We start from the raw sequence: 15,677 nt of genomic DNA on the forward strand, positions 1-15,677 counted from the left end.
CACTAAACTGGTGCAATGTCGTCCCCGGACCTCTCCCGCATGCGTTTCGACCCCACCACCGACGCGCTGAGCACGCCGGTGGCCTGGGCGGACGACGGCGGACTGATCCGTGGCGTCAACCCGGCCTTCGCGCGCTGGCTGGGCGTCAGTACCCGCCGCCTGATCGGGCAACCGCTGGCGGCCCTGGAGATCGAAGGCGACGCTATGGCGCGCTTCCTGGACAACACCGACCGCGACGTCCTGCGCCTGCACCGCATGGCCTTGGGTATGCCCGGCGAATCGCCGTGCTTCGCCGAGGGCTGGCTGTCGCGGCTGGAGGGCGGCGGCTGGCTGCTGGAAGCGCACCCGGTGGACGAATTCCCCGCGCTCGATCCCACCCAGGCCCTGCCCAACGCGCTGAGCGCGGCGTTGAAGGGACTGGCACACGAACTGCGCAATCCGCTGGCGGGCCTCAAGGGTGCCGCCCAGCTGCTGGCACGCCGGGCCGCGCACCGCGACGACAACGACGACGAGCGCGAACTGATCGAACTGATCGAGTCCGAGATCAACCGCCTCAACACACTGCTGGAACAACTGCTGTCGCCCTCGCCGCAGCGCCCGCATGCGCCGCTGAACATCCACACCGTGCTGGAGCGGGTATTGCGCCTGGCCGAGAACGAAGGCGGCTGGTCGGTGCGCCTGCAGCGCGATTACGACCCCAGCCTGCCGGAACTGTCCGGCGACGCCGACCGCCTGACCCAGGCGGTCTGGAACCTGGTCCGCAACGCCCTGCAGGCGGGTGCGGCCAACATCATCCTGCGCACCCGTGTCGAACACGGCTCGCGCATCCACGACCACCTGCACGCCATGGCGCTGCGGGTGGAGATCGTCGACGACGGCCGCGGCGTGCCCGAAGCGCTCGCCGAGCACCTGTTCCTGCCGCTGGTCAGCGGCCGTGCCGAAGGCAGCGGGCTAGGCCTGGCACTGTCGCAACAGGTGGCACGCGAACACCGGGGGTCGCTGACCTACCGCTCGCGCCCCGGCCATACGGTCTTCACCCTGCTGCTGCCGCAGTCGCTGCACGACCACGACGAGGAACGTCATGTCCACTGATCGCCTGGCTGCCCATGGCAGCGCCGCCGACGCGCGCCGCATCTGGGTGGTCGATGACGACCGCTCGGTGCGCTTCGTGCTCGCCACCGCCCTGCGCGATGCGGGGTACGCCGTGGACGGCTTCGACAGCGCCGCCGCCGCGTTGAGCGCGCTCGGCGCGAGGGGGGCCCCCGACCTCCTGTTCACCGACGTACGCATGCCGGGCGACGATGGCCTGGTACTGTTGGACAAGCTGAAGGCCACGCATCCGCAGCTGCCGGTGATCGTGATGTCGGCGTACACCGACGTGGCGAGCACGGCGGGCGCATTCCGCGGTGGCGCGCACGAATTCCTGTCCAAGCCGTTCGATCTGGACGATGCTGTGGCGTTGGCCGCGCGCACGCTGCCCGATGCGGAGGAGAGCGCCGACGCTGCCCAGGACGCCGACGCGACGGCGGCGGCCACGCCCCAGCTGATCGGCGATACGCCGACCATGCGCGCGTTGTTCCGTGCGATCGGCCGGCTGGCGCAGGCGCCGCTGTCGGTGCTGATCACCGGCGAAACCGGCACCGGCAAGGAGCTGGTGGCGCATGCGCTGCACCATGAGTCGCCGCGTTCGCGCAAACCCTTCGTCGCGCTGAACACCGCCGCCATCCCGTCGGAACTGCTGGAAAGCGAACTATTCGGCCACGAGGCCGGTGCGTTCACCGGCGCGCAGAAGCGGCACATCGGCCGTTTCGAGCAGGCCGATGGCGGCACGCTGTTCCTCGACGAGATCGGCGACATGCCGCTGCCGTTGCAGACGCGCCTGTTGCGCGTGCTGGCGGAAGGCGAGTTCTTCCGCGTCGGCGGACGCGAACTGATCCGCGTGGACGTGCGCGTGATCGCCGCCACCCACCAGGACCTCGATGGGCTGGTCGCCGAGGGTCGCTTCCGCGCCGACCTGCTGCACCGCCTGAACGTCGTGCGCCTGCAACTGCCGCCCCTGCGCGAGCGTCGCGCGGACGTGCCGCAACTGGCCGAGAACTTCCTCGCCATGGCCACGCGCAAGCTCGACATCGCCCCCAAGCGCTTCAGCAATCCAGCGCTGGATCTGCTGCAGGCCCACGATTGGCCCGGCAACGTGCGCGAACTGGAAAACGTCTGCTGGCGACTGGCGGCCTTGGCACCGGCCGATGTCATCAACACCGCCGACCTGCAGGGCGCACTGCTGCATGCACCGGTCGCCGGTGGACGCGGCGAGTGGGACCACGCGCTGGGCGAGTGGGCGCGCCGCCGCCTGCTGGAAGGCGCCGAGGCGCTGCATGCGGAAGCCCGCGAGCGCCTGGACCGCACGCTGCTCGAGGTCGCCCTGGAGCTGACGCATGGACGCCGCGCCGAAGCCGCGGCCAAGCTGGGCGTGGGACGCAACACCGTGACGCGGAAGCTGGGGCCCGGTCGCAAGCGCGGATGAGGGAACGCAGCGATTTTCATTGATCGTGAAGGTAGCGGTGGTTACGGTACCCGGCCACGACCCGTACTGGAGCCCTCTAATGCGCATCGTCCTGCTGGCCGCCGCTTCCGCCCTCGCCCTCGCGGCATGCAGCACCACGCCGTCGTCGTCGTCGCCGGCGTCAACGGCGACGCCCGTCGTCCCCACCACCAGTACCGCCAGGCAGGCGGTCGCCGTGCTGGCATCGGCGTCCGGCAGCCTGGTCAGCGGCAGCGTCACCCTCACGCCCATGGGCAAGGGCCTGCACCTGACCGGTGAGATCGGCGGCCTGCCCGCGAACGGCACGCACGCCTTCCATATCCATGAGAAGGGCGACTGCAGCGCCGCCGACGCCAGCAGCGCGGGGCCGCACTTCAACCCGTTCAATGCCGCGCACGGCAAGGCCGGCAGCGGCGCGCACCATGCCGGCGACATGAACAACCTGACCGCCAATGCCGACGGCGTGGCCAAGGTGGATGCGCACCTCGAAGGCCTCACGCTGGGTGGCGGTGCCGTCAACGACGTCGCCGGACGCGCGCTGATCGTGCATGCCGCGCCGGACGACTACGCCAGCCAGCCGGCCGGCAACGCAGGCGCGCGCGTCGCCTGCGGGATCATCAAGGTCACCCAGTAGTACCACCCGACATCGTAGCGTGCGCCACGCGCACGACCGCATGATGTGTGGTCCTCATGGTCGTGCGCATGGCGCACGCTAGGACTTCAACGTGTCCCGCGCATCGGTCTTGGCGGGGCAGTGCGCGAACGTCACCGGGATGCCATGTGCTTCCAGCACGGCCGCGATCTGCTGCTGGCGGGCCTGGAAATGCTGGTAGGCGCGCTCGAGGCGTTCGTCGGTCGCTTCCTGCGTCGCATAGCGCGCCCGCCAGGCCATCGGTTCGAACAGCGCGATGTGGACCTCGCCACTGGCGTAGCGCAGCAGCGGTTCCGGCACGGCATCCAGCCACGCCTCGTCGGTCGGGGCCATCAGGGCGGTTTCGATCACGGGCCACAGTGCGCCGAGGCCGCCATGGTCGTACTGCATCGCGGTCATGGCGGCGAGATCGTGCAGCGTCATGTAGCGTGCGTGTTCGATCTGCGCGCCGAATGCGGTCTGCGCCAGCAGCGCGGTATCGGCCTGGGCCATCCCGGTTTCCAGCAGGACGCTCTCCAGCCGTTCTGCCACCGCTTCGACCGCGGAGACGTCGCCGCTGAGCACGAAGGGCAGCACGCGCAGCAGGCCGCCGCGCAAGCCGTCGTCGGCCTGCAGCGGCATCGGGATGTCACCGGTGTCGTCGGCGCCGAACGCCATCACCCGCGCCCCGTCGCCACGTCCCGGTGCCCGCTGGTGCAACTCGCGCAGCCGCTGGTGCAGCGGCCAACCGGGGCGCAGCGCTTCGGCGGGATCGAAATGCGCGCCCGCGAAGACGAGATCCAGGTCACGCACCTGCGGCGCATGCGTCGCCAGGTCGCGGCCGAGTTTTTCCGCCAGGCCGCTCGCATCGGCGGCACTCAGGGCGGCACGCCGAGGGGTACTGCCCGCTGCCAGTTCCAGGGCCATCACGCCCATCACGACAGGGCTGGTTGTGGATCGAGTCATGTCAGCGGTTGGAGGCGATGGAGGGGCGCATTACACTCCCCCATTATGCCTGCCGTACGCAGGCGCATCTTCACTATCCCGTCATCGCCATTCGCACAGAGGTCCCCATGCCCGCACCCCGCCCCGTCGCCATCCTCGGCGGCGTCCGCATTCCGTTCTGCCGCCAGAACACGGCCTACGCGGATGTGGGGAACCTGGGCATGTCGGTGCGCACGCTGGGCGCGCTGGTCGAGCGCTTCGGCCTGCATGGCCAGCAGCTCGGCGAAGTGGCGATGGGTGCGGTGATCAAGCATTCGTCCGACTGGAACCTGGGCCGCGAGGCCGCGCTCTCCTCCGGCCTGTCGCCGCTGACCCCGGGCATCACGCTGCAGCGTGCCTGCGGCACCAGCCTGGACACCATCATCCACATCGGCAACAAGATCGCGCTGGGCCAGATCGAGTCCGGCATCGGCGGCGGGTCGGACACGACCTCCGAAGTGCCGATCGTCTACGGCAAGAAGCTGCGCGCACGCCTGCTGGCCGCCAACCGGGCCAAGACCACGCAGGACAAGCTGAAGGCGCTGGTCAGCGGCTTCAAGTTCGGCGAATTGAAGCCCGAATTCCCCGGCGTGGCCGAGCCGCGCACCGGCAAGAGCATGGGAGAGCACTGCGAGGACATGGCGAAGGAGTGGAACATCTCCCGCGATTCGCAGGACGAACTCGCCGTAGCGTCGCACAAGAAGCTGGCCGCCGCGTACGAGCGCGGCTTCTTCGACGACCTGATCGCGCCCTTCCGCGGCCTGGAGCGTGACAACATCCTGCGCGCCGACACCTCGCTGGAGAAGCTCGCCACGCTGAAGCCCGCCTTCGACAAGACCTCGGGCCGCGGCACGCTGACCGCCGCCAACTCCACCCCGCTGACCGACGGCGCCGCGGCGGTGCTGCTGGCCAGCGACGAGTGGGCGAGGGCGCACGGCCACGAGCCGCTCGCGTACTTGAGGGACGCGCAGGTCTCGGCGGTCGACTTCGTCCACGGCGAAGGCCTGCTGATGGCGCCGACGGTGGCCGTGCCGGAGATGCTCAAGCGCAACGGCCTGACGCTGCAGGATTTCGACATCTACGAGATCCACGAAGCCTTCGCCGCGCAGGTGCTGTGCACGCTGCGCGCGTGGGAGAGCGAGGACTACTGCCGCAACCGCCTGGGCCTGGACGCACCGCTGGGCAGGATCGATCCGGCCAAGATGAATCCGAATGGCTCCTCGCTGGCGACGGGCCATCCGTTCGCCGCCACCGGTGCGCGCATCGTCGCCACGGTGGCGAAGGAACTGAAGCAGCGCGGCGGCGGCCGTGCACTGGTGTCCATCTGCACGGCAGGCGGCATGGGCGTCGTCGCCATCATCGAGCGATAGGCGATCGCGCGGCGCCGGTCGCGACTAGCGGGCCGGCGTCTGCACCTGTGCACTGCCGACGCCATGACGGTGGCCTTCGCTTACCGCCGTCACCGTGCCATCCGCATTGAAGACCAGCGCGTTCGCGGCGCCGATCTCTTCGGGTTGATCCGACCAGCGCTGCCCGAGATGCGCCAGCGCCTTCGCCTGGGCGCTGCCGGCGAACCCGGGTTCGATATCGGTCACCTCGCCATTGCGCTGCGACAACCGCGGCGCGTCGATGGCCTGGTCCATCGGCATGCCGAGGTCGACGTAGTTGACGATGGTCTGCAGCACCGTCGTGATGATGGTGGAACCGCCCGGACTGCCGATCGAGAATGCGGGCTCGCCGTCCTTCAGCGCGATCGTCGGCGTCATGCTGCTGCGCGGGCGCTTGCCGGGTTCGGGGATGTTCGGATGCGGCGCGGTGAAATCGAAATCGGTCAGCTCGTTGTTGAGCAGGAAGCCGTAGCCCGGCACCACCATGCCGCTGCCGCCCCAGTCTTCGATGGTGAAGGTATAGGCGACGACGTTTCCGTCCTTGTCGGACACGGTCAGGTGGGTGGTGTGCGTGTTTTCAGGGGGCAGTGCGCGAGGTGTGGAGCGCAGGGGATGACTGGGATCTTGCTGGAACGGATAGGGATCGCCGGCGGCCACGCGCCCTGATGCGGCCTTGTCGCGAGCGATCAGCGTACGCCGCTGTGCCGCATAGTCCTTGCTGAGCAAGCCCGTCACCGGCGCATCGACATACTCCGGGTCGGCCAGGTAGGCATCGCGGTCGGCGAAGGCCAGGCGGCTTGCTTCCAGATACAGATGCTCGACCTGCGCACGCGACATCGTCTTCAGGTCGTAGCCCTCAAGGATGTTCAGCGCTTCGAATACGGTCACGCCGCCGCTGCTCGGTGGCGCCATGCCGTAGAGGTCGTAGCCACGATAAGTGGAATGCACTGGCAGGCGCAGGCGCGCTTCGTAGTTGGCCAGGTCGGCGAGTGTCATGCGGCTACCCCGCACCGGCACGCCCGGCGCGGTCGGTGGGCGGTTGACCGTGTCGACGATGGCGCTCGCCAGCGGGCCCGCGTAGAACGCATCCACGCCGCCGTCCGCCAGCAGGCGGTACGTGCGGGCGAGATCGGGATTGCGCAGCAGGGTGCCGGCCGGGATGGCCCTGCCATGCCTCAGGTACAACGCCGCCGTTGCGGGGAAACGGTTGAACTTGCGTTCGTTCACTTCCGCTAGGCGTGAGAAGTTGGCGTCGACGGTGAAGCCCTCCTCCGCGACCGTGATCGCAGGCGCGAGCACCTGCGCGAGCGACATCGAGCCATACCGCTGCAACGCCTCGTGCCAGCCGCGCACGGTGCCGGGCACGCCGACGGACAGCCCGCTGGCGATCGCGGTGTCGAAGTCCATCTCCTTGCCGTCTTCGATGAAAAGTGCCGGCGTGGTGGCAGCCGGCGCGGTCTCGCGATGATCGATCGTGATGACCCGCCTATCCTTCGCCAGGTAGACCACCATGAAACCGCCGCCGCCGATGCCGCAACTGAAAGGATCGGTCACCCCGAGCGTCGCCGCCGCCGCGACGGCGGCATCGACCGCGTTGCCGCCCTGGTCCAGGATCGCGATGGCGGATTGCGTGGCCTGCTCGCTGATCGTCGCGGCAGCGCCGCCGGTTCCCCGGGCGACCGGTGTCTCCGCCTGCGCCGGCACGATGACGAGGAGCGTCATGAGCAGCAGGACGTGCAGGGTTCGGGTCATCGCGGATTACCGAAGGGCAGCTGATCCGATTGTCACACGCCCACGGCCCACCCCCGTTCCCCTGTGGCCGCTCATCGGATAGCGTGCGTTATGGGATGCAGGCAGGGGGGCGGCAGGATGCGACACAAGGGATGGATGCTGCTGGCGGCGTTTGCCTTCGGTGCGGCAGGTCCGGTGCAGGCTTGCGTCAACGCAATCGGGACCGATCATCAGGGGCGGCAGTTTGATGTCCACGATGACGTCGGCGAACAGCTGGAAGCGAGACTGACGTCGAACGAGGTCAGGAAGCACTATCTGCGGAACGCGCGGAGCCTCACCGCCGAGGCCCAGTCGGTGCCGGACCTGGAGAACTTGACCAAGCTCGCCATCCTGCTGATGTACCAGGGCCAGCACTCGCGGGCGGCGCAGCTGTTGCTGTCCATCGAGCGTCGCTGGCCTGGCCACCACGAGACAGCAGCCAATCTGGGCACGGCATTGGAGCTTTCCGGCCACGACGCGCCGGCGCTGGCCTGGATACGCTTGGGCATCCAGCGCAATCCGGCGGAACACTTCGGTACCGAATGGCTGCACGCGCGGATCCTGGAGAGCAAGCTCGCGTCGGCGAAGGATCCCGTGCGCCTGGCGAGGTACTCGATTGCGGGCCTACAGTTCGGCGACGCAACGGTCCCGCCACTGCCTGCCACCTTGCCGGCCGGCAACGACGGCCGGCGTGTCGACGCGTACGCACTGAATCAGGCCTTCGCCTACCAGCTGGGCGAGCGCATGCAGTTCGTCCTGCCGAAGGATCCAGTAGTGGCGAACCTGCTGTCCGACTGGGCGGCGTTGAACATGGCGGGAGGTCCGATGGAGAACGTCGTCGTGCTGTACGCGTTGGCCGAACGCTACGGCTCCGAAGAAACCGCAACCGTCGCCCGGCGCCAGGCAGAAGCCCGTCGCATCCTAAAGTCGGTGCGAAACGCCGAGCACCCCGGCGGCCGCTGCGTGATCTGCGAACCCGGACCGACGACGAAGGCGCCATGACGCCTCGCGACCCCATTCGACGCCGCCGCGCGTTGGAGTGCGGCACGGCCATCCGGCTACGCCTTTTTCCTCTCTCCGGAGTTCCCATGCGCATGTACAGGAAGTGCCTTGTCGTTTCCTTCTTGGGCCTGTTGGCCCTGGCGACCGCCTGCAGCAAGCACGAGATGGCCCCGGCCGACGCAGAGGTGGCGATGGAGTCCGCCCCGGCGATGGCCGAAGCCGCTAATGCCGCAGCAGCGGCGCCACCGGAGAAAAACCTGGAACCGCCACCGCTGCAGACACCGGGCGTCGATGCCTCGCAACTGGCCTCCGACGTGCTGGTGCAGGTGGATCCGCAACGCCGCTTCATCCGCACCGCCGCCGCGGAGTTCCAGGTGAAGGATGTCTACCGCACGGCGTTGGCGATCGAGGATGAAGTCGCGAAGCAGGGCGGTTTCACCGTCGACAACGACATCCAGGCACAAGTGCAGCGCGTGCAGAGCCGACCGATCGGCGACGGCAAGCGACTGGAGCTTTCCGAGTACCGGCTACAGGGCGAACTGACCGTGCGCGTGCCGAGCGAGCGGACCCAGGTATTCCTGCGTGCCATCGCATCGCAGATGGAGTTCCTGGAGCGCCGCAACTTCAGTGCGCGCGATGCGCAGTTCGAGCTGTTGCGTCAGCAATTGGCGCGGCAGCGCGCACAGGACCAGCAGCAGGAACTCGGCGACGCGGTGCAGGCAGGCGGCAAGCTCGGCGACAAAGCCGACGCCATCGAAGCGCGTGGCGAAGCGCGTGGCCAGCGCGACGAAGCCGTGATCGCGCAGAAAGAGTTCGAGGACCGCGTGGCGTTCAGCACCATCACGCTGTCGCTGCGTCAGGATGTGCAGGTACGCAAGGCAGAGCGCGTGGACGTGGATGCCGTGTTCCGCGACAACGGACCCGGCTTTTTCAGCCAGCTGGGCGATGCGCTGAGGGTGGGTTGGCGTGCCGGCCAGCAGGTCGTGGTGGCGCTGGCTGCCCTGTGGCCGGTGTGGCTGGTGGTGCTGGCGGCGGTGATCGGGTGGCGCCGTTGGCGCAGGAAGCCGTCCGCCGCGTGATCCTCACTCCTTGAGCCGCGGCAGGCCGTGCGCGTCGCGCTCTTCGACGACGGCGGCGTCATGGATTTCCTGCCGCATGTCGCGCACCGGCAAACGAACCGGCGCTTCTCCCCGCGCGGCCTTCACCACGTTGGCACGGCATTGTTGCGCCGACACGGTGTCGCCCGCCTCGTTGAAGCCGGTGGCCAGCTCTTCCCACGCGTCGGCGCCGGCGCCCTGCGCGACCGCGCGATGGAGGAATTCCTGCGCTGCGGTCCACTGGCCCTGCTGCCGCGCGAGCCGCCCCAGCGTCACCAACAGGGCGGGACTGGCCGGGTGCGCGTGCAGCCAGTGCTGCGCGCTGGCGCGACGGGAATCCAGTTTGCCCACCGGCAGGCGGCCGTACAGGGCCACGAGGCTTTCATCCCAGCGCGACTCCAGGGCCTGTTCGATGCTGCGCGTCGCCGCGTCCTCCCAGCGCAGCGCGGCGGCCCGCTCCGCGTAGGCGGCCACGACAGTCGCCTGCACGCGCAAGGGTTTAGTCAGGGCTTCCCAGCGCTCGGCCAGCACGTTCGGGTCGGCCGCTTCGCGCAACGACTGTGTGGCCAAGCAGATCTCCAGCGCGTCGAACGCGGACGGCGCCAAGGCCTGCTGCTGCTTCAATGCGCCCAACAAGCCATAGGCCTCACCTGCGCGGGCGGTGGCCGCGAGCGCATCGGCGCGCAGTGCCAGGCCGCGCGGGGGCAGGGGTTGCACGTCGACGGCATCCAGCAAGGCCAGTGCTTCTTGAGGCTGTCCGCCATCGAGCGCGATCTGCGCGGCCGTGATCGCGTGCGCCTGGACGGATCGCTCGCGCAGTGCATTCAAATGGCGCTGCACGGCCGCATCGTCGCCACGGGCCTGCGCCGCGCGCACCGCGGCCACGCGCGCGATGGCACCGACTTCCGTGTCGTCTGCGGCACGTTCGAGCAGCTTTTCCGCCTTCTGCCAATGCCCGGCGTGCAGGGCGTCCAGGCCATCGATGAGCCGTGCGCGCGCCTGCTTGCGACGATGGCGGCCCCATGCGCGGAACGGCAGCGACAGCAGGTGCCAGGACAACCAGGCCGCGGCCGTGATCAACAGCAGGGCAAGCAGTGCGCGCGGGACATTGGTCTGCAGGTCGTACCCTGCGAACCGGATGAACACCTCGCCGAGATCGCGATCGGTGGTCGCCATCCACTGCGACGCCAGCACGCCGGCCAGCAGCAGCACCAACAGCACCACCACGGTACGGAACACCTTCATAGCGCGGCCTCCTGCGGATCGGTGGATGGCGTCGACACCGGCAGGCGCACGCCCGCGCTGCGCAGTGCGCGCAGCTGCTGCAGCGTGCTGCCGAGTTCCGTGGGACGGACCGGCGCCGGCGTCGCCTGCAATGTGCGCAACTGCGCGTGAACCTGCCGTCGTGCGGGTGAATCGGGCCACAAGCGCGGCAGCCAGCCCTCGACGCGCGCCAGTGCGGCGCGGAAGGCGGCATCGTCGTCGCGCTCCAGCGCAGCCCGCGCCAGACTGATCTCGATCTGCAGCGCCGCGTCGCCGGTGGCGCGGTCTTCCGGCGTCACCAGCGTGCTGTCGCGGGTCGGACGCACGTCGACCAGCGGTGACAGCCACCGTTGCCAGGCCGGACGCGACGCCTGGTCGGCGACGGCGTCCCGCTCGCGCGGCAATCCGGGCAGGGCGGCGGCGATCGCCTCCAGCCGCTTCATGGCTGTCGCCTGCGGACCCTCGCCGAGCGCATCCAGCGCCGCGCGCTCCTGCGCCAGTGCCTGTTTCAGGTTGAGCAGTCGATGGTCGTCGATCCCGTCAAGGACGCCGGCAGCCAACGCGTACGCCCGCCGCGCACCCGCCACATCGCGTGCGATGTCCAGCCGCTGCGCGGCCTGCGAGAGCAACAACTCCACTTCATCCAGCCGCAGCGCCTGCGCGCCATGGCGGGTGGGATCGGTGAGCTTGGCCACGCTCTCCTCGAGCAGCGCACCACGCTGGCCCAGGCCGAGCACTTCGTCGCGCAGCACGCGGTTGGTGGCCGCCGCGTCCAGCAGGCGTTGTGCCTGCGCACGCTGGTCGCGACGCAGGGCATCGGTGCGCGACTCCAGCGCTTCAAGGCGTTGCTCCGCTGCCGACTGAAGCGTCTGCGCGCGCGCGTCGCGTTCCTGCCACCACGCCCAGCCCCGCCACGCGCCGATACCGACCACCACCACCGCCAGCGCCGCCCACGCCAGGCGCGCGCGATAGCCGGAACCGTGCGGAGAAGAGGGCTGGTCGTTCACAGGCGTCCTTGGCGGCAGGCGAAACGTGATGGATGCCGCAGATGCTACCGGATGCCGGGGCAGCCGATCGTGCACGCCGCCTTCATCAGTTGGGCCGGTCGCGGTCCCTCGGCGAGCACCACGTGGGCAAAGCCGGCTTCGCGTGCCGCGTCCACCAGGCGTTGGCTAGCGGCTGCCACCGGCAAGGCCTTGAACCGGGCGGCGAGGCTTCCCGGAAGTTGCGCCAGCACCTGTTCGAGTGCTGCGCCGCTGCTGAGCAGCAGGCAGGCAGGCGCATCCAGGGCGGCGAACGCCTCGATCGCGCGGGCATCCAGCGCCACTGGCTCGCGCCGGTAGACCTCCGCGAGGTGCACGCGGGCGCCGCGGGAGTGCAGCGTCGGAACCAGCAGGTTGCGACCGTCCGGCGCGGTGACGAAGCCCAGGGGTGTGCCGCGGATGCTGGCCAGTTCGGGCAGGGACAGCAGGCCTTCGCTGTCCATTCGTGCGGGAAACGAGACGTGTCCGATGCCGGCGCGCCGCAACGCGGCGGCAGTACCGCTGCCTACGGCCAGCCAGACCTGTCCGTCCCGGTCGCGCAGGGCCTGCAGCGCATGGGCCGCAGCGACCGCGGCCGGACTCGTGAACACCACGATCGGGCACGCCAGCGCAGCCCGCAAGGCATCGCGCGCCGCGCCATCGTCGCAGCGTCGGATGCGCCAGGGCGAAAGGGCGAGCAGGCCGGCGTCGCGGCGGCGCGCGGCGCGCCTGAGTGCGTCGTGCGCGCCCTGGGGCCGCAGCGAGATGACGTACCATGCCGGCGGCGTTGGATGTCCCATGCGCGGATTATGAGTGATGCGTCCCGAAGAAGCCCTGCAGGAACTGAGCGACTACTGCCGCGGCATGCCGCCGGTGGCAGCGATGCGCGTGGAGGTGGAGGGATTCCGCGACGACGTCCTGCGGTTGACGGCGCCGCTGTCGGCCAACGTCAACGACAAGGGCAATGCGTTCGGGGGCAGCCTGACCTCGCTGATGACGGTGGCCGGCTGGGGTCTGGTGACGCTGAAGCTGCGGCTGGCCGGACTGAAAGCCGAGGTCTACGTGGCCGACAGCCAGATCCGCTACCTCGCACCGCTCTATGGCGACCTGGTCGCGGAGGCGACCTTCGCGGAAGGCCAGTCGATGGAGGCCTTCATCGACACGCTCGTGCAGCGCGGTCGCGCCCGCATCCAGGTGGAGGCGAGCGTGCGGTTGCCTGAAGGCGGAATGGCTACCACGCTCAGCGGGCGGTTCGTCGCCATCGCGAAGCGGTAGCATGCCGGCATGACCGGGGGGTGCTCATGCGCGTGATCGTGAAATGGCTGCTGGCGGCGGGACTGGTGCTGGCGCTGGTGCCCGCGGCGGCGCAAGGCCGCCTGCAGCGCGGCAAGCTGCAGGAAGTCCAGGATGCGTATGCGGCCTCGATCCGCTGGGGCGACTTCGAGAATGCCTGGAAGGCCGTCGACCCGGCCTACAAGGCCGAGCATCCGATGACCGAGCTGGAGTTCGAGCGCTACCAGCAGGTGCAGATATCGGGATACCGGGACCTGTCGACCAGCGGAGGTCCCGACGGAACCGTCGAGCGCGCGATCGAACTGCGCGTCATCAACAAGCACACCATGGCCGAACGGACGATGCGTTACCGCGAACGCTGGCGGTGGGATCCGGAAGTGAAGCGCTGGTGGCTGGTGGTGGGCCTGCCCGACCTCTGGAACGGCGAATAAGCGAGCGACGCCCCGGCGGCGTCCTGTGCGACAATCGCCGCCCGCTCGAAGATCGCCAACTCCGTGAATTTCGAAGAAATCCTGGCTTTCGCCACCCGTTCTCCCTTCAACCAGATCCTGTCGCTCGCCCTCGTGGGCCTGACGGTCGCCATCGTCTACACCGAGATCGCGCGCATGTTCCGCGGCTACAAGGCACTTCGCCCCGCCGAGCTGACCCATCTGGTCAACAGCGAAAACGCCCTGGTCGTGGACCTGTCGGCGAGCAACGACTTCGAGAAAGGCCACATTGCGGGCAGCCGCAACGTACTGCCGAGCAACTTCGACCCCGAGAACAAGCTGCTGGCCGGCGCCAAGTCGCAGCCCGTCGTGCTGGTCTGCCGCACCGGCCAGGTCTCCGGTGGCGCTGCAAAACGCCTGAAGAAGGCGGGTTTCGAGAAGGTCTACGCCCTCGAGGGCGGCATCGCCGCCTGGCAGCAGGCGGACCTGCCGCTGGTCAAGGGCCGCTGATCCGCCCGTTCCCGTGGCCGCGGACCCGCCCTTGAAGCGGGCCCCGCGAGCCGCCATGACATAATTTCCATTCACCGCCGCAATCCAGATTCCGGAGTCAAAGAAATGTCCGACGAGACCACCAACGGCGCGGTCGCGCCTGCCGCCGAAGCCGCTGGCCCCGCTTTCACTGTCGAGAAGATCTACGTCAAGGACGTTTCTTTCGAAGTCCCCGGTGCGCCGGCGGTCTACGCCGAGAACGTGCAGCCGGAGCTTCAGCTCAACCTCAACCAGCGCGTGCAGCGCCTCGGCGAGAACGCCTTCGAAGTCGTGCTGGGCGTGACCCTGACCTGCAAGGCCGGCGACAAGACCGCCTACGTGGCGGAAGTGCAGCAGGCGGGCATCTTCGGCCTGATCGGTCTGGAGCCGCAGGCGGTCGACGTGCTGCTCGGCACCCAGTGCCCGAATATCCTGTTCCCGTACGTGCGCCAGCTGGTCAGCGACCTGGTGCAGGCCGGCGGCTTCCCGCCGTTCTTCCTGCAGCCGATCAACTTCGAAGCGCTGTACGCTGAATCGCTGCGCCAGCGCGCCGCGCAGGGCGGCGATGCCGGCCTGGCCAATTCGGAACCCGTCGGCAACGCCTGAGTCGGGGTGCACTGTCACGTCGGAATGGCGTCGTACAGGGGTGACGGATGACTGATCTGCAATCCGCTGATCCGCTGAAGATCGCGGTGCTCGGGGCCGGTTCCTGGGGCACCGCGCTCGCCGCGCTGATGGCGAGGCACGGGCACGCGGTCACGCTGTGGGGCCGCGATGCCGCCGTCGCCGAGGCGATCGACCAGCGGCACGAGAACACCCGCTACCTGCCCCGTATTCCCCTGCCGGACAACCTGCGAGCCACCACGGACCTGGCCACTTCGCTCGCCGATGTGGACCAAGTTCTGGTCGTCGTGCCATCGCACGCCTTCACCGAGACGCTCCACAAGCTGGCGCCTCTGCGCCCGGCCAGGGCGGGTGTGGCGTGGGCGACGAAAGGCTTCGAAACAGGATCCGGCCGCTTCCTGCATGAGGTCGCCGAAGAGGTGCTGGGTCCGGAAGTGCCGATCGCGGTCGTCACCGGTCCCTCGTTCGCGAAGGAAGTCGCGCTGGGCCTCCCCACCGCCGTCACCGTGCACGGCGCCGATCCGGCGTTCGCTCAGGCGGTCGCCGACGTGATGCACGGCCCCGCGTTCCGCGCCTATACCGGCGACGACATGGTCGGTGCCGAACTCGGCGGTGCTATGAAGAACGTGCTGGCCGTGGCGACCGGCGTTTCCGACGGCATGCAGCTGGGCCTGAATGCCCGGGCAGGCCTGATCACGCGCGGCCTCAACGAGATGCTGCGCCTGTCCGCGGCGATCGGCGCCAAGCCGGAAACCCTGATGGGGTTGGCCGGTCTCGGCGACCTGGTGCTTACATGTACCGGTGACCTGTCGCGCAATCGACGCCTTGGCCTGGCCTTGGGCCGCGGCCAGTCGTTGCAGGACGCGGTGCGCGAGATCGGGCAGGTCGTCGAGTCCGTGCAGACGGCCGACGAAGTGATGCGCCAGGCGGACAAGCACGGCATCGACCTGCCGATATCCAGCGCGGTGCGCGCCGTGCTGCATGGCGACCTGACCCCGCGCGATGGCCTGCAGCACCTGCTCTCGCGCGAACAGAAGCCGGAATACCCGGAAACGCTGTTCAAGTAAGTGCCGTCGACATGCGACGAAACAAGCCCGGCCATGCC

Annotated in this window: 16 protein-coding genes; 11 read left to right on the top strand and 5 right to left on the bottom strand. The window is 69.1% G+C overall.

Going from position 1 to position 15,677, the window contains the following annotated elements:
• The first annotated feature begins 39 nt into the window (after window positions 1–39).
• The 3 genes from Q0907_RS11985 to Q0907_RS11995 all read left to right on the top strand — a co-directional run bounded on the left by Q0907_RS11985 (window position 40) and on the right by Q0907_RS11995 (window position 3,176).
• Window positions 40–1,092, top strand: a complete 1,053-nt coding sequence (locus Q0907_RS11985; protein ID WP_296278599.1) for an ATP-binding protein — start codon at window positions 40–42, stop codon at window positions 1,090–1,092.
• Window positions 1,082–2,524 (top strand): nitrogen regulation protein NR(I), encoded by a 1,443-nt coding sequence (gene ntrC / locus Q0907_RS11990; RefSeq protein WP_296278598.1) that lies wholly within the window; start codon window positions 1,082–1,084, stop codon window positions 2,522–2,524. The genes Q0907_RS11985 and ntrC overlap by 11 nt, the downstream gene beginning before the upstream one ends.
• 79 nt (window positions 2,525–2,603) lie before the next feature.
• On the top strand, window positions 2,604–3,176 hold the full coding sequence (locus tag Q0907_RS11995; protein ID WP_299344960.1) for a superoxide dismutase family protein: 573 nt from the start codon (window positions 2,604–2,606) through the stop codon (window positions 3,174–3,176).
• Window positions 3,177–3,254: 78 nt separating this feature from the next.
• Here the strand turns inward: Q0907_RS11995 and Q0907_RS12000 are convergent, their stop codons facing one another.
• Window positions 3,255–4,139, bottom strand: a complete 885-nt coding sequence (locus tag Q0907_RS12000) for a hypothetical protein (RefSeq protein WP_299344963.1) — start codon at window positions 4,137–4,139, stop codon at window positions 3,255–3,257.
• Window positions 4,140–4,246: 107 nt separating this feature from the next.
• On the opposite strand from Q0907_RS12000, the gene Q0907_RS12005 reads away from it, so the two are divergent.
• A complete protein-coding gene (locus Q0907_RS12005) occupies window positions 4,247–5,527 on the top strand; it encodes an acetyl-CoA C-acetyltransferase (protein ID WP_299344966.1) in 1,281 nt (426 codons plus the stop codon).
• 24 nt (window positions 5,528–5,551) lie between these two features.
• On the opposite strand, the gene ggt is transcribed toward Q0907_RS12005, so the two are convergent.
• On the bottom strand, window positions 5,552–7,297 hold the full coding sequence (gene ggt, locus Q0907_RS12010; protein WP_299344969.1) for a gamma-glutamyltransferase: 1,746 nt from the start codon (window positions 7,295–7,297) through the stop codon (window positions 5,552–5,554).
• Window positions 7,298–7,432: 135 nt separating this feature from the next.
• Here ggt and Q0907_RS12015 point away from each other — a divergent pair, with 135 nt between their 5' ends.
• Both Q0907_RS12015 and Q0907_RS12020 read left to right on the top strand, forming a co-directional pair.
• Entirely contained in the window at window positions 7,433–8,317 is an 885-nt protein-coding gene (locus Q0907_RS12015) for a hypothetical protein (RefSeq protein WP_299344971.1), read from the top strand.
• 86 nt (window positions 8,318–8,403) lie between these two features.
• Window positions 8,404–9,396: a DUF4349 domain-containing protein gene (locus tag Q0907_RS12020; protein WP_296278592.1), complete on the top strand. Its 993-nt coding sequence runs from the start codon at window positions 8,404–8,406 to the stop codon at window positions 9,394–9,396.
• A gap of 3 nt (window positions 9,397–9,399) precedes the next feature.
• Here Q0907_RS12020 and Q0907_RS12025 read toward each other — a convergent pair whose 3' ends face one another.
• The 3 genes from Q0907_RS12025 to Q0907_RS12035 all read right to left on the bottom strand — a co-directional run bounded on the left by Q0907_RS12025 (window position 9,400) and on the right by Q0907_RS12035 (window position 12,499).
• Window positions 9,400–10,659: a heme biosynthesis HemY N-terminal domain-containing protein gene (locus tag Q0907_RS12025; RefSeq protein WP_299344974.1), complete on the bottom strand. Its 1,260-nt coding sequence runs from the start codon at window positions 10,657–10,659 to the stop codon at window positions 9,400–9,402.
• Window positions 10,656–11,636, bottom strand: a complete 981-nt coding sequence (locus Q0907_RS12030) for a uroporphyrinogen-III C-methyltransferase (protein ID WP_299345248.1) — start codon at window positions 11,634–11,636, stop codon at window positions 10,656–10,658. The genes Q0907_RS12025 and Q0907_RS12030 overlap by 4 nt, the downstream gene beginning before the upstream one ends.
• A gap of 92 nt (window positions 11,637–11,728) precedes the next feature.
• Window positions 11,729–12,499 (bottom strand): uroporphyrinogen-III synthase, encoded by a 771-nt coding sequence (locus tag Q0907_RS12035; protein WP_299344976.1) that lies wholly within the window; start codon window positions 12,497–12,499, stop codon window positions 11,729–11,731.
• A gap of 16 nt (window positions 12,500–12,515) precedes the next feature.
• Between Q0907_RS12035 and Q0907_RS12040 the strand changes: the two genes are divergently transcribed.
• The 5 genes from Q0907_RS12040 (at window position 12,516) to Q0907_RS12060 (ending at window position 15,639) form a co-directional block, all read left to right on the top strand.
• Window positions 12,516–12,974 (top strand): YiiD C-terminal domain-containing protein, encoded by a 459-nt coding sequence (locus tag Q0907_RS12040; protein ID WP_296278588.1) that lies wholly within the window; start codon window positions 12,516–12,518, stop codon window positions 12,972–12,974.
• Window positions 12,975–13,000: 26 nt separating this feature from the next.
• Complete coding sequence (locus Q0907_RS12045) at window positions 13,001–13,423, top strand: hypothetical protein (protein WP_296278587.1); 423 nt, start codon at window positions 13,001–13,003, stop codon at window positions 13,421–13,423.
• 63 nt (window positions 13,424–13,486) lie between these two features.
• Window positions 13,487–13,930, top strand: a complete 444-nt coding sequence (locus Q0907_RS12050; protein WP_299344979.1) for a rhodanese-like domain-containing protein — start codon at window positions 13,487–13,489, stop codon at window positions 13,928–13,930.
• Window positions 13,931–14,035: 105 nt separating this feature from the next.
• Window positions 14,036–14,554: a protein-export chaperone SecB gene (secB, locus tag Q0907_RS12055; protein ID WP_296278585.1), complete on the top strand. Its 519-nt coding sequence runs from the start codon at window positions 14,036–14,038 to the stop codon at window positions 14,552–14,554.
• Between the two features lie 47 nt (window positions 14,555–14,601).
• A complete protein-coding gene (locus Q0907_RS12060; protein WP_299344982.1) occupies window positions 14,602–15,639 on the top strand; it encodes an NAD(P)H-dependent glycerol-3-phosphate dehydrogenase in 1,038 nt (345 codons plus the stop codon).
• Window positions 15,640–15,677 lie beyond the last annotated feature (38 nt).

Origin of the sequence: uncultured Pseudoxanthomonas sp. (genome assembly GCF_947498795.1) — a bacterium.
In the GTDB taxonomy this organism is placed as follows: Bacteria; Pseudomonadota; Gammaproteobacteria; order Xanthomonadales; family Xanthomonadaceae; genus Pseudoxanthomonas_A.

Excerpts from the sequence above, each read along its gene's own strand:
- ggt (WP_299344969.1), bottom strand. The coding sequence starts at position 7,297 with ATGACCCGAACCCTGCACGTCCTGCTGCTCATGACGCTCCTCGTCATC.
- Q0907_RS11995 (WP_299344960.1), top strand. The coding sequence starts at position 2,604 with ATGCGCATCGTCCTGCTGGCCGCCGCTTCCGCCCTCGCCCTCGCGGCA.
- ntrC (WP_296278598.1), top strand. The coding sequence starts at position 1,082 with ATGTCCACTGATCGCCTGGCTGCCCATGGCAGCGCCGCCGACGCGCGC.
- Q0907_RS12020 (WP_296278592.1), top strand. The coding sequence starts at position 8,404 with ATGCGCATGTACAGGAAGTGCCTTGTCGTTTCCTTCTTGGGCCTGTTG.
- Q0907_RS12005 (WP_299344966.1), top strand. The coding sequence starts at position 4,247 with ATGCCCGCACCCCGCCCCGTCGCCATCCTCGGCGGCGTCCGCATTCCG.
- Q0907_RS12015 (WP_299344971.1), top strand. The coding sequence starts at position 7,433 with ATGCTGCTGGCGGCGTTTGCCTTCGGTGCGGCAGGTCCGGTGCAGGCT.
- Q0907_RS12000 (WP_299344963.1), bottom strand. The coding sequence starts at position 4,139 with ATGACTCGATCCACAACCAGCCCTGTCGTGATGGGCGTGATGGCCCTG.
- Q0907_RS12040 (WP_296278588.1), top strand. The coding sequence starts at position 12,516 with ATGCGTCCCGAAGAAGCCCTGCAGGAACTGAGCGACTACTGCCGCGGC.
- Q0907_RS12060 (WP_299344982.1), top strand. The coding sequence starts at position 14,602 with ATGACTGATCTGCAATCCGCTGATCCGCTGAAGATCGCGGTGCTCGGG.
- Q0907_RS12045 (WP_296278587.1), top strand. The coding sequence starts at position 13,001 with ATGCGCGTGATCGTGAAATGGCTGCTGGCGGCGGGACTGGTGCTGGCG.
- Q0907_RS12025 (WP_299344974.1), bottom strand. The coding sequence starts at position 10,659 with ATGAAGGTGTTCCGTACCGTGGTGGTGCTGTTGGTGCTGCTGCTGGCC.
- Q0907_RS12035 (WP_299344976.1), bottom strand. The coding sequence starts at position 12,499 with ATGGGACATCCAACGCCGCCGGCATGGTACGTCATCTCGCTGCGGCCC.
- Q0907_RS11985 (WP_296278599.1), top strand. The coding sequence starts at position 40 with ATGCGTTTCGACCCCACCACCGACGCGCTGAGCACGCCGGTGGCCTGG.
- secB (WP_296278585.1), top strand. The coding sequence starts at position 14,036 with ATGTCCGACGAGACCACCAACGGCGCGGTCGCGCCTGCCGCCGAAGCC.